This window comes from Pseudarthrobacter defluvii (assembly GCF_030816725.1).
Taxonomy (GTDB): Bacteria; Actinomycetota; Actinomycetes; order Actinomycetales; family Micrococcaceae; genus Arthrobacter; species Arthrobacter defluvii_A.
Window position 1 is genome coordinate 2,121,063 of the sequence record NZ_JAUSYG010000001.1, and the last position, 12,476, is coordinate 2,133,538.

The window sequence follows — 12,476 nt, forward strand, 5'->3', positions numbered from 1 at the left end:
ATTTCCGGGTGGCCGGGAAACTGACCGCCGGCCGTATATCTTCTTGTCCGTGTCCCATCGTAGGCAACTGTGGGAATACTTTAGGGCCAAGGTGACCAGGATCAACAGGATGCACAGCGACTGCACAGGAACCTTTAGGGCATTAGGTACCCCGCTTGCCGCCGGGCGGGTTCGACGCCGGCCGGTGTCCACCCGGCTGCACTGAGGTCGGCGGGGCTACGCTGTATCCGTGCAGCGGCAGTCAACCGGGTGGAACCCCGCTACCAGTGTTTCCGAGCAGGCGCCCGGCGTCTACTTCGCCGAAGGGCCGGCCTCCAACTGGATCGTGGTGCGAGACCCTTCCGGGTTCATCCTCATTGACAGCGGCTACCCCGGTGACCGCAGCAACGTCGTTGCGTCGATCCGCCACCTGGGCCTGGAACCGGGCGACGCCCTTGCACTGCTGATCACGCATGGACACGTGGACCACACGGGCTCCGCCGCCTTCTTTTCCGAGTCATTCGGAACCCCGGTCCTGTGCGCCCCCTGGGAACTGGCCCACGTGCAGGGAAAGGAGAAGCACCAGGTCACCTTTGGCCAGGTCATCCGCCGCGCCTGGAGGCCGCGCATCTTCCGCTGGATGGTGCACGTCATCAGGGCGGGCGCCCTGGGTGCCAAGCCGGTGCCGGCGGCCGAAGCGTGGGACGCTGCCAAGCTCCGGGCCCTGCCTGGGCGGCCCGTTGCCGTACCAATGCCCGGCCATACGCCAGGCAATGCAGCCATCCACCTGCCCGGGGCGGGTGCCATCGCCGTGGGCGACTGCTTTGTCAGCAGCCACCCGATCAGCCGGACTTCCGGACCGCAGATGCTGCACCCGATGTACCACGCAAATCCGGCCGCCGCGCTGGCCGCCCTACAGAACCTGGCCGGCATGGAATCCGCGGCTGTCCTTCCCGGCCACGGCCCCGCCCTGAGCGCCCCGCTGGCGGAAGCGCTGGCAGTTCTCAGGCAGGGGACGCCTGGAGCGTCCCCTGCCGTGCGTGGAACTTTCCGTGCCGCGCCTAGAACTTTCCGTACCGTGCCCGTGCCATGGAATACACGCCGTAGCAGATAAGCCCGGCAGCGATGGCAGCGAGGAGGAACCCGCCGTACGGCTGTGCACCGAGTGTCTTCAGTCCGCCGTCCAGGCCCGAGGACTTGGACGGGTCCGCTGTTACGGCCGCCACGATGACCAGGACACCCACGACGGCGAGCACCACACCTTTGGCTGCATAACCGATGATGCCAAGCCATTCCACGGCAGTCCGCGCGTTGCCCGGGTCCTGCAGGTCCTTCATGAACTTCCGGGAAACGCCCCGGTAGGCGTAAAGGACGCCGCCGGCAATGATCGCCAGCCCCAGCACCACCAGAAGCACCACCCCGGCGGGCGCTCCCATCAGCTTTGCGGTGAAATCGCTGGCCGACTGGCTGGAGTTCTTGCTGCCCCCGGCGGCAAAGACGCCGAAGGTAAAGGCAAGGAAAGCGAAAATCACAGCTTTCCCCGCAGCACCGCCTGCTTTCTTCAGCTTCTTCTTGGAGTCGGGCTCGGTGCGCGCCCCAAAAGCGGCCTCGCTGAGCATCCAGAGGGCAAGGGCCGCACAGGCAACAGCGCCGGCCCAGAGCAGGATCCCGCCGCCCGGCTTGGATGCCAGGCTTCCCAGTGCCCCGGACTGGTCAGCCTCTCCACCCTGGCCCCGGGTCAACTGCAAGGCGATGGCGCCAATCAGGATATGGACCAGGCCGATGAAGACATATCCGGCACGGGCCAGCACGCGGACTGCCGGGCTGCGGCTCGCCGAGGCCGCCTCGGATACTGCCCTGTTAGCTCCCTGCGACGCGTTGCCCATGGCCGGCCCTTCCAAATATGTAATTGATCTCCTGTTCCGCCGCCGGCTTCCCCTGCCTGCGCCGCGGAATGCTTCAGTGTAAATCCGTCCGCGCCGTCCCGACAGGTCCCCGAAAGTTCCGGCCAAGCACGGTTGGCTACTACAGTCGAAGCGGTGCATGCCAAAGAGAACGCTGATGAACTGACCGAACTGAACATCTCCGACCCCGCGGCGGACCACGCTCAAGACGGCTTCGTCCGCGTGCGCGGCGCCCGCGAAAACAACCTGCGGAACGTCAGCGTGGATGTGCCGCGGGATGCGATCGTGGCGTTCACCGGGGTTTCCGGTTCCGGCAAGTCGTCCCTGGCCTTCGGCACTATCTACGCGGAGGCGCAGCGGCGGTTCTTCGAATCAGTGGCGCCCTACGCCCGCCGCCTCATCCAGCAGGGCCACAACCCCAAAGTGGACCTGATCACCGGGCTGCCACCCGCCGTCGCACTCCAACAGCGCCGGGGAACGGCGACCTCCAGGTCCACCGTGGGGACCGTCACCACGCTGTCCAATTCGCTGCGCATGCTGTTCTCCCGTGCCGGCAGCTACCCGGAGGGCGCAGCGCCGCTGGACTCGGACGCCTTCTCCCCCAACACCGCGGCAGGCGCCTGCCCGGAGTGCCACGGCCTGGGCACCGCCCACACCGTCAGCGAGGCATCCCTGGTTCCGGACACGTCCCTGAGCATCCGCGACGGGGCGATTGCCGCCTGGCCCGGGGCCTGGCAGGGCAAGAACCTGCGCGACATCCTGACCCACCTGGGCTACGACGTGGACATCCCGTGGCGGCAGTTGCCCCGGAAACAGCGGGACTGGATCCTGTTCACCGAAGAACAGCCGGTAGTGGAAGTAACGCCCCAGCGGGACCGCGTGGCCAAGCCGTACAAGGGCCGGTTCTGGAGCGCCAGGAGCTACGTCATGCACACGCTCCTCGACTCCAAAAGCCCCGCCATGCGGGAAAAGGTGCTGCGCTTCATGGAAACCGGGCCCTGCCCGCGGTGCAGCGGAACCGGGCTCAGGCCCGAGGCCCTTGCGGTAACCTTCGCCGGGCACACCATCGCCGGGCTCAATGCGGTGCCCATGACCGAACTTGCGGACATCATCCGCCCCACCACCACGCTGGCCACGGCAGGCACGGCATCCCGCAAGCAGTCATCCGAGTCCAATGAAGTTGCTGTGGCCATCACCCGCGACCTGCTCCAGCGCATCAACGTGCTGCTGGAACTGGGCCTGGGATACCTGGCATTGGGGCGCGCCACGCCTACGCTCTCGCCAGGGGAAATGCAGCGGCTCAGGATCGCCACCCAGCTCCGCTCAGGGCTGTTCGGCGTGATCTACGTGCTGGATGAACCGTCGGCGGGCCTGCACCCTGCAGACGCCGAACCCCTCCTGTCCGTCCTGGACCAGCTCAAGTCGTCAGGAAACTCCGTGTTCGTGGTGGAACACAACATGGATGTGGTCCGCCGGGCTGACTGGCTTGTGGATGTGGGGCCCCGGGCCGGCGAGGACGGCGGAGAGGTGCTGTACAGCGGGCCCGTGGAGGGCCTCGATGAGGTGCCGCACTCCGTAACACGGCCGTTCCTGTTCCCCGGCGGAACAACGGGCGCCGCGGACGGCGACGGAACCGGTGCGGGCGCCGGCAAAGATGCCGTGCGGACAGCCTCCGGCTGGCTGGAACTGCGGGGCGTCAGCCGCCACAACCTGCGGAACCTGGACGCAGCCTTTCCGCTCGGCGTCCTGACCGCGGTCACTGGCGTCTCGGGTTCCGGAAAATCCACGCTGGTCAGCCGGGTCCTCGCCGATGTTGCCGGCGCCGCACTTCATGGCATCGGCGCAACCGGGACAGGGACAGGGGCAGCGCCCGACGAGCAGGACGAGGACGCCGAAGACCAGGGCGGACCGGTTACCGTGGGGCAGGTCTCCGGGCTGGACCGGATCGACCGACTGGTGAAAGTGGACCAGAAACCGATCGGGCGCACGCCGCGGTCCAATTTGGCCACCTACACGGGGCTGTTCGATGCTGTCCGCAAGGAACTCGCCGCCACCGATGCTGCCAGAAGCCGGGGGTTCGGTCCCGGACGCTTTTCCTTCAACGTGGCCGGTGGACGGTGTGAGACCTGCCAGGGCGAGGGATTCGTGGCCGTGGAACTGCTGTTCCTGCCCGGGAGTTACGGCCCGTGCCCGGAGTGCGGCGGTACCCGATACAACCCCGAGACCCTGGAGGTCACCTACCGGGGCAGGAATATCGCGGAAGTACTGGGCATGACGGTCAATGCCGCGGCCGATTTCCTTGCCGGGGTTCCCGCGGCCGCACGGTCCCTGCAGACCCTGCAGGAAGTGGGCCTGGGCTACCTGCGGCTGGGCCAGCCCGCCACTGAACTTTCCGGCGGCGAGGCGCAGCGGATCAAGCTGGCCACCGAACTGCAGCGGGCCCGGCGCGGGCACACCCTTTACCTCCTGGATGAGCCCACGACGGGGCTGCACCCTGCCGACGTCCAGCTCCTGATGGCGCAGTTGAACCGCCTGGTGGACGCCGGGAACACGGTAATCGTGGTGGAACACGCCATGGACGTGGTGGCCGACGCCGACTGGGTCATGGACCTGGGACCCGCTGGTGGCGATGCCGGCGGCACGATCGTCGCCGCCGGTGACCCGGCCGCCGTCGCCCGTTCCCGCAGCAGCCGCACAGCCCCCTACCTCGCGGCAGCGCTGCAGGCGGCTTCCGTCGGCAGGGGCCATTAGGGCGGGCGCTCTTGCCCGCATGCACGCAGGGGCGTAGGACAGAGGAATGCGTACCCAACGGGCGGTGCCCAACCACGACATCCTTCGCGGCCGTGTGGCGGTAGTGACCGGCTCGACGCGTGGGCTGGGTTTTGCCGTGGCCCGCGTGCTGGGCCTGCACGGAGCAGCGGTAGTGCTGGCAGCCAGGTCGGACGACGGCGTTGCTGCCGCCGTCCAGCGCCTGCGCGCTGAGGGGATCCCGGCTTCCGGCAGGCGCTGCGACACCGCCAAACTGGGAGACGTTGAGGCGCTCAGGACGAGGCCCTGGCCCGGGGGACGCTGGATATCTGGGTCAACAACGCGGGCACCTCGGGGGTTTTCGGGCCCACGGCGTCCACGCCCATCGATGACTTCACGCGCGTGGTGCACACCAACATCCTTGGCACGTTCCATGGCTCCCGGGTGGCCTTGCCCGTGTTCCTGGGACAGGGCCACGGCGACCTGGTCAACCTCTACGGCCAGGGTGACCGCGGTCCGGTGGCCATGCAGAACGCCTACGCGTCCAGCAAGCGGTGGGTCCGCCAGTTCACGGAGACCCTGCGCCTGGAAACCAAAGGAACCGGCGTCCGGGTGCACGGCATGAACCCGGGACTGGTGGAGACCGACCTCCTCGGGCGCGTGACGTCGCAGGCAGGCTACCAGGAACGCCTCACGGGCCTGCAGGTGGTGGTCGGGCTGTGGGGACAGACCCCACGCGCAGCGGCACGCCCCATTGTGGACCTGGTAACGGCAGATGCCGCCGAATTCCGCTTCCTGACCGGTCGGCGGATGGTCACGCACGGCCTCCGCAACGTGCTGGCCGGCCGCCTGCGCCGGAGAAACAGGATGCCAATGGACATCACGGTCCAGGAGGCGGCGGACCCGCACTAGTCCGGACGCGGTCCGTGTTCCGGGTCCGCCCCCGTCGAATGCCGGCCAGGCGTGCCCCGGTGGCGGTGGAGAAAGCCCGTAACCCGGACCCGGAACTCGTGGGGATCCACCGCCGGTCCCCGTGTCGCCCATCGGCCGGCTTCCGTCAGCTGGCGCAGGCCCTCGTCTACCGCCGCCTTCGATGCCCTCAGCGATGCCGCTGAGACTTCCTTCCAGGGGTCGAGGACTGCAGCGAGCGCAGCATCAGCGTTGTCGTCAGGGGCCAGGGTTGTGACCAGCCCCATGTCCCAGGCCTGGCGGGCAGTCAGCATACGGCCGGCATAAAGCAGGTCCTTGCTGCGGGACGGGCCAACCCGCAATGCCAGGCGGGTGGCGAAGGTGGCCGGAACCAGCAGTCCAAGGCGTGCCACGGGCATCCCAATGCGGGCTGAGGGGGTGAGTAGCTGCAGGTCGCAGGCCAGCGCCAGCTGGCAGCCGGCACCGGCGGCCACCCCCTCAACGACAGCCAGGGTGGGAACGGGCAGGTCCTCGAGCGCCTGCAGCGCAGCTTCGATGACGTCGAACGTACGGTTGACCTCCTCGTCCGCCGCCCCGTCCCATTCGCGTACGTCGAAGCCGGAGCAGAACACGCCTCCCCTGCCCCGCACAACGACGGCGCGCAGGGACGGGTCTGCTGCCAGACCGTGGATGGCGTGCCGCAGCTCCTGCCAATCGTTCAGTCCGAGAGCATTGAGCCGTTCCCCACCGCCGAAGGAAACCGTCGCCACGGACCCCGATTCTTCAAGACCGGCCGCGGCCATGCTCTCCCGGCCTTCCCACCCGTCGCGTGCGGATGTCAGTCCCCGCCAGGAGTATCAAGCGTCTCTCCGCGGGTAACCCGTGGCGTGAAGGAACCAGGCCACTGCGATGCGCGGATCCGCGGGAGGCGGTGGACGGGGCCAAGGCTGCCCCATTCGTCCCCGCCAAGCCTTGCCAATGGATCAAGCCGGGCCACCTCCGGATGGTTGCCGTTGAGCACGTCGGAAGAGACGGCCGCGTGGACCACCAGGCCTAACACCAGGACGCAGTCGCCCACCCGCAGGGTCTGGTGAAGCGAACATTCCATGACCGCCGGAGACTCCTTGACCCTGGGCGGCCGGACTGCCGCACTGGGTTCACGGGTCAGGCCGGCGGCATCGAATTCGCTCACATCTGCGCTGAAATTGGTGCCGGTGGCGTTGATTTCCTGGATCAGCCCTGCCGGGGCGAGGTTCACGACGAACTCCCCGGTCGCCTCGATGTTCCGCAGCGAATCCTTTTCGCCCACCGAGGTGAACTGGATGATCGGCGGGTCCACCGAGGCGACCGTGAAGAACGAATGGGGCGCAAGGTTGTCCACCCCGTCCGGGGATGTGCTCGAAACCCAGGCGATGGGCCGCGGAACCACCACCGATGTGAGGAACTTGTAAAAGTCCCGCGGACCCAGCTGGCCAGGATCGAAGTCTGTGCGCATCCGGTCCTACGGGCTTCCTGGCGCGGCGGCAGCAGCGGCATCCTTGGCCAGCGCCCCCTTGGCCCTAGGGAGGAAGATCAGGGCGGCCATTGCGATCACGCAGCAGAGGATGATGTACAGCGAGATCGACGTCGAGTTGCCATAGGTCGCCAGCAGTGCGGCCGCGATGAGGGGCGCCGGGCCACCGGCGATCACGCTGGCCAGCTGGTACCCCAGCCCCGCACCCGTGTAGCGGATGTCGGTGTCGAAGCTTTCGGCGATCAGGGCGGCCTGCGGTCCGTACTGGATGTCGTGCAGGATCAGGCTGACCACGATGGCAACGGCCACCCACAGCGAGTCGCGGGTGTTCAGCAGCCCGAAGTAGGGAAATGCGAACAACGCGGTGAGCACGATGCCGGTGCCGTAGACGCGGCGCCGCCCGAACCGGTCTGACAGGCGTCCGAACAGGGGAACACTGATCAGCCCCAGTGCCGCCGCGATCAGCGTGTAGTCAAGGATCGAGTTGCTGTCCAACTTCAACTGCTTAGTGGCGTACGTAATCACGAAAGTAATGAACAGGTAGAACGGCGCCTGCTCCGAAGTGCGCACCAGGGCGGACAGGAGGATTTCTTTGGGCTGCCTCCTGATGACCTCGACAATCGGGGCTCGGACCACCTTGTTGGACTGCCGGACGGCATCGAATTCCGGGGTTTCAATTACCCGCAGCCGGACGAACAGGCCCACGCCGATCAGGATGATGCTCAAAATGAAGGGGATCCGCCAGCCGTAGGCCACAAATCCCTCAGTACCCGTTGCGGCCGTGGTGATCCTGACCACGCCGGTGGACAGCACCAGCCCCAGCGGCACGCCGATCTGCGGCCAGGAAGCGGACAGGCCGCGGCGGTTTTGGTCACCCCATTCCATGCTCAGCAGGACCGAACCGCCCCACTCACCGCCCACGCCGATGCCCTGGATGATGCGGAGAACCACCAGCAGGACCGGCGCAGCCACGCCGATGCTCTGGTATGTCGGAAGGCAGCCGATCAGCACCGTCCCGAACGCCATCAGGAAGAGCGTGGCCATCAGTGTTGTCTTGCGGCCGATCCGGTCGCCGAAATGACCGAAGATGGCCGCACCGACGGGCCTGGCCACAAAACCGACGAATTGGGTGCCGAACGCGGCCAGCACGCCGGCAAAGGCGACCTGGCCCGGGAAGAACAACTGGGGGAACACGAGGGCGGCGGCAGTTCCGTACAGGAAGAAGTCGTACCACTCGATGGTGGTACCCACCACGCTCGCCACGGTGGCACGCCTCACGGCCTGCTCCCGGGTCACTCCTTGAATACTCATCATCACTCCATTGCTCAGATGTAGTAGAACGCCCGGCTTGGCTTCGAGAAAGCAACGGGAAGGAGTATTGAAGTCGGGCGCTGGACCCGCATTGCGGTTCTTCACCCATCGTGGGAGCTGTAGTTGCCCGTGTCAACGGTTTGCGTGCCGCCCCGCTCTGGACTCTTTGGCGGGGCCAGATCAGACTGTCTACAACAGCTGGCCAGGTGCACCGGAATTCACGGCACTTTCATTGGTCGGGTAAATGGGCGGCTGCATTATTGGGGCTTTAGCGTGATGCCGTTATCCGGCGTCGAAAGGATCTGGTTATGCCGGACTTTGCACCATTCTTTCCACTTATCGCCATTATCCTGGGAGTACTTGTCGCCATTGGTTTTATCTGGATGGCCACAAAGCTGATGTGGAAGGTCGCTGAACCCAACGAGGCCCTGATCATTTCCGGGCTGACCCGGGGAACCCTGGAAACCCGGGAAGGAATGGATTTCAAAATTGTCACGGGTAAGGGCGCCCTGGTCCTTCCCGGACTCCAGACCGTGCGGCCCCTGTCACTGACCCTGAATGAAACCGAGCTCAAAGTGTCCTGCGTTACGTCGCAGGGCATCCAGGTCATTGTGGAGGGCGTCGTCATTTACAAGATTGGCGACGCGCCGCCATTTATCGCCAATGCCGCCCGCCGCTTCCTGGGCCAGCAACCAAAGATGGAAAGCCAGGTGTACAACGTCTTCGAGGGCCACCTGCGTTCCATTATTGGCAGCATGACGATGGAGGAGATCATCCGCGAGCGGGACAAGCTCGCGTCGCAGGTCCGCGGCGCCAGTGGCGTGGAGATGGAGAAGCTGGGCCTTGTGGTGGACTCGCTGCAGATCAAGGACCTGCAGGACCCCACCGGTTACATCCAGAACATCGCAAAGCCGCATATCGCCCAAGTAAAGATGGAGGCCCGGATCGCCGAGGCCACCCGTAACCGGGAGGCGGCGGAAAAGGAGGCGGAGGCGGCAGCCCTGATCGCGGATGCGCAGAGCGTCTCGGCCATCCGGCAGTCAGTGGCGCAGGCCAACGCCGAACGCGCCCGGGCCAACGCCGCCCAGGCCGGCCCGCTGGCGGAGGCCACGGCGCGGCAGCAGGTGGTGGTGCAGGAAACCGAGGTCGCCAAGCTTGAAGCGGACCGGGAAGAGCAGAAGCTGCAGACCAGCATCCGGAAACCCGCGGATGCGAAAGCCTACGCCAAACGCACCGATGCTGAGGGCCAGAAATCCGCAGACATCAGCGCCGCCGAGGCGCTGGCACGCCGCACCGAGCTTGAGGCCCAGGCCAATGCCCGCCGGACGGAGCTGCAGGCCCAGGCCAACGCCACGGCCGCGGCTGCAGCGGCTGGAGCCACCAAGGTCACGGGCGAGGCCGAAGCCGCAGCGACCAGGGCGAAAGGTGACGCTGCGGCGTCTGCAATCAAGGCCAAGGCGCTGGCAGAGGCGGACGGCATCAAGGCCCGCGCCGAAGCACTCGGTACCAACCAGGACGCGGTCATCTCCCAGCAGCTCGCCGAGAACATGCCGGCCATCATCGCCGCAGCGGCCGAGCCCTTCTCCCATGTTGGCCAAATGACCGTGCTGAACGGCGGCGAGGGCGTCAACAAGATGCTGGGCGGAATCCTGGCACAGGCAGGAGACTACCTGCCGGCGCTCGCATCGGCGCTACGAAAGGGTGAAGACGCCAAGCGCCAGCCCAAAGCGCCGGGCGCGTAGGAACTCCGACGTGTCATGATCCGCAGGAACGTTGACCGAAGCCTCACCGGGAAGATCGGCCGGGTAACCGGGCGGATCGCCCCGGGCACCATCGGCGAAGTCATGCTGCCCTACCTTGGCGGCACCATGGCATTCCACGCACATCCATTCGACAAGAAAAGCGATTATCCGGTGGGCGCTGAAGTGTTGGTGATCTATTTCGACCCTCCGCAAACGGTGTACGTGGATGAGCTGCCGGACGTGTTGAAGCACGGTCAGTGAGGCCCGGCGTCCTCCTTCCCGGGTGGAGCTACCTTCCGCCCTCCATTTTGCGGCTGCGCTGTTCCTGGGCCAATGGTCCGTAGGGATAAACCCCCGCCTCGGGCCGGCTGGCTTCAGTGAGCCGTTGTACCTCGTCCGTACTGAGGATCAGGTCAGCGGCCGCCAGGTTGTCAGCGAGCTGCTCCGTGGACCGGGCCCCAAGGATCACCGACGTCACGGCAGGCCGGTCCGCGAGCCAGGCCAGGGCAACCTGGGAGGGGCTCACGCCGTGGTCAGCCGCGATGCCTTCTACAGCGTCGATGACCGTCCACGTGCGCGGATTGTCATTACGCGCCTTCCAGGCTTCCATGCCGCGTTCGGGATTCTCCCCCAGGCGGGTTGCACCGGAGGGGGGCTGGTCCCGCTTGTACTTTCCGGACAGCCAGCCGCCGCCCAGCGGCGACCATGGGAGCAGGCCGATTCCGGCGTCAAGCGCGGCGGGAACGATCTCGAACTCGATGTCCCGGACCAACAGGCTGTACTGCGGCTGCAGGCTCACGGGCGGGTTCCAACCCTGGCTGCGGGCAACATGGACGGCTTTGGTGAGCTGCCAGCCCAAGAAGTTGGAGAAGCCGTAGTAGGCGATCTTGCCGCTCCCTACCGCATCATCCAGGAAGCGAAGGGTCTCCTCCAAAGGGGTGATCGGGTCCCACGCATGCAGCTGGTAAAGGTCAATCTGTTCCACGCCCAGGCGGCGGAGGGAATTGTCCAAGGCGCGGGTCAGGCGCCGCCGGGACGTCCCGACGTCGTTCGGTGCCGTTCCCATCGGAAAGCGCCCCTTGGTGGCGATCACCGCGTTGTCCCGGGCCTCCGGCCGCTTGTCCAGCCACCGGCCGATAATCTCTTCCGACACGCCTGCGCTGTAGACGTCCGCGGTGTCGATGAAGTTGCCGCCCGCCTCGAAGTAGCTGTCCAGAATGTCGTGGGAAGTCTCCTCCGTCGCCTCCGCGCCAAAGGTCATGGTGCCCAGCGCATAGCTGGTGACAATGGCGCCGCTGTGGCCAAGGGTTCGATACTGCATGGGTGTCCTCGCGATCAGTTGTGGTTGGGCGGAAAGGTGCGCGCTGCAGCGTCCGTCGTGGTGGTACGGATGCGGTACAGGCTGGTGGTTGCGGTGAGGTACAGGTCCTGGCCGTCGGGACCGCCGAAGCACAGGTTGGATACTGTCTCGGGTACGGGGATGGTGCCCAGGAGCTCGAAAGATGGCGAATAAATCCGGACAGAGGGGCCGGCAGAGGTCCAGATCCTGCCGCCGGTGTCGACCCGCAACCCATCAGCCGGATGGCCATCCTCCAGCTCCAGCGTGCCGGTCCTGGCGCTGCGGCCGCCCCCGCGCACACTGTAGGTGGCGATCCGCAGGGGCACGCCGTTGCGGGGGCCGGCGGTGTCGGCCACATACAGGACAGACTCGTCAGGCGAGAAGGCCAGGCCGTTGGGGTGGACCAGGTCCGTGATTACGGCCGTAAGTTTTCCGGTAGCCGGCTCAAAGCGGAACACATTGCAGCCGCCGTACTCCTGCTCCCCTTCGTGGCCTTCCCTCGTCCCCGAAAGAATTCCGTACGGCGGGTCAGTGAACCAGATGCTGGAGTCGCGGGCAACCACCACATCGTTGGGTGAGTTCAGCCGCCTGCCCCCGTAGGAGTCAACCAGGGCCGTTACTGTTCCACCGGCGTCCCGTTCCACCCGGCGCCGGCCGTGGCTGCACTGCACCACACTTCCGTCAGCGTCGAGGGTTCGGCCGTTGGTGAATTCAACGCCAACAGCGTATTCCCGGGTGTTCCCGCTGGCCGGGTCGAACTCAAGGATGCGGTCATTAGGAATGTCGCTCCAGCGCACGGTCCGCGACGAGGGCACCCATAGCGGGCCCTCGGCCCAGATCGAGCCCGTGAAAAGGCACTCAAGCGGGCCGGTCGTGAAGTCGTCAACCAAGGGAGCTCCTTTGCGTTCCGGGGGTTCGCTGCGGCGTGCCCGGACTGGACGGGCCCTCCAACGGCGGCATGTGCACCACCCTAGCCCCAACGGTCACGACGACGCCGTACCCGCGCCGGATCCTGCAGGATATGGTCTTCG

Annotated in this window: 11 protein-coding genes and 1 pseudogene; 6 read left to right on the forward strand and 6 right to left on the reverse strand. The window is 66.3% G+C overall.

Features of this window, described 5'->3' with window-relative positions:
* The first annotated feature begins 229 nt into the window (after positions 1-229).
* A complete protein-coding gene (locus tag QF031_RS09925; protein ID WP_307427322.1) occupies positions 230-1,093 on the forward strand; it encodes an MBL fold metallo-hydrolase in 864 nt (287 codons plus the stop codon).
* Here the strand turns inward: QF031_RS09925 and QF031_RS09930 are convergent.
* Positions 1,041-1,865, reverse strand: coding sequence for a DUF1206 domain-containing protein (locus QF031_RS09930; RefSeq protein ID WP_307427325.1), 825 nt, complete (start codon positions 1,863-1,865; stop codon positions 1,041-1,043). The two genes, QF031_RS09925 and QF031_RS09930, sit on opposite strands and share 53 nt — an antisense overlap.
* A 180-nt stretch (positions 1,866-2,045) precedes the next feature.
* Here QF031_RS09930 and QF031_RS09935 point away from each other — a divergent pair, with 180 nt between their 5' ends.
* The 3 genes and pseudogenes from QF031_RS09935 (at position 2,046) to QF031_RS09945 (ending at position 5,543) form a co-directional block, all read left to right on the forward strand.
* The gene (locus QF031_RS09935) at positions 2,046-4,634 is read left to right on the forward strand and encodes an excinuclease ABC subunit UvrA (RefSeq protein ID WP_307433277.1); all 2,589 of its coding nucleotides are present in this window, start codon (positions 2,046-2,048) and stop codon (positions 4,632-4,634) included.
* A gap of 46 nt (positions 4,635-4,680) precedes the next feature.
* Positions 4,681-4,866, forward strand: a pseudogene (locus QF031_RS09940) (SDR family NAD(P)-dependent oxidoreductase); the annotation flags it as partial.
* 92 nt (positions 4,867-4,958) lie between these two features.
* Positions 4,959-5,543, forward strand: coding sequence for an SDR family oxidoreductase (locus QF031_RS09945; protein WP_307433279.1), 585 nt, complete (start codon positions 4,959-4,961; stop codon positions 5,541-5,543).
* Here the strand turns inward: QF031_RS09945 and QF031_RS09950 are convergent.
* The 3 genes from QF031_RS09950 to QF031_RS09960 form a co-directional block, all read right to left on the reverse strand.
* Positions 5,540-6,310, reverse strand: coding sequence for an enoyl-CoA hydratase/isomerase family protein (locus QF031_RS09950; protein ID WP_307427328.1), 771 nt, complete (start codon positions 6,308-6,310; stop codon positions 5,540-5,542). The genes QF031_RS09945 and QF031_RS09950 overlap by 4 nt on opposite strands.
* A 68-nt stretch (positions 6,311-6,378) precedes the next feature.
* Complete coding sequence (locus QF031_RS09955; RefSeq protein ID WP_307427333.1) at positions 6,379-7,035, reverse strand: flavin reductase family protein; 657 nt, start codon at positions 7,033-7,035, stop codon at positions 6,379-6,381.
* Between the two features lie 6 nt (positions 7,036-7,041).
* Entirely contained in the window at positions 7,042-8,364 is a 1,323-nt protein-coding gene (locus QF031_RS09960; protein WP_307427336.1) for an MFS transporter, read from the reverse strand.
* A 308-nt stretch (positions 8,365-8,672) separates the two neighbouring features.
* On the opposite strand from QF031_RS09960, the gene QF031_RS09965 reads away from it, so the two are divergent.
* Entirely contained in the window at positions 8,673-10,106 is a 1,434-nt protein-coding gene (locus QF031_RS09965; RefSeq protein ID WP_307427338.1) for a flotillin family protein, read from the forward strand.
* 18 nt (positions 10,107-10,124) lie between these two features.
* Positions 10,125-10,367 carry a hypothetical protein gene (locus tag QF031_RS09970; protein WP_307433282.1) on the forward strand — a complete coding sequence of 81 codons (243 nt, stop codon included), beginning with the start codon at positions 10,125-10,127 and terminating at the stop codon, positions 10,365-10,367.
* Between the two features lie 28 nt (positions 10,368-10,395).
* On the opposite strand, the gene QF031_RS09975 is transcribed toward QF031_RS09970, so the two are convergent.
* Positions 10,396-11,427, reverse strand: coding sequence for an aldo/keto reductase (locus tag QF031_RS09975; protein WP_307427341.1), 1,032 nt, complete (start codon positions 11,425-11,427; stop codon positions 10,396-10,398).
* 14 nt (positions 11,428-11,441) lie between these two features.
* The gene (locus QF031_RS09980; RefSeq protein WP_307427345.1) at positions 11,442-12,335 is read right to left on the reverse strand and encodes an SMP-30/gluconolactonase/LRE family protein; all 894 of its coding nucleotides are present in this window, start codon (positions 12,333-12,335) and stop codon (positions 11,442-11,444) included.
* Positions 12,336-12,476: the final 141 nt, after the last annotated feature.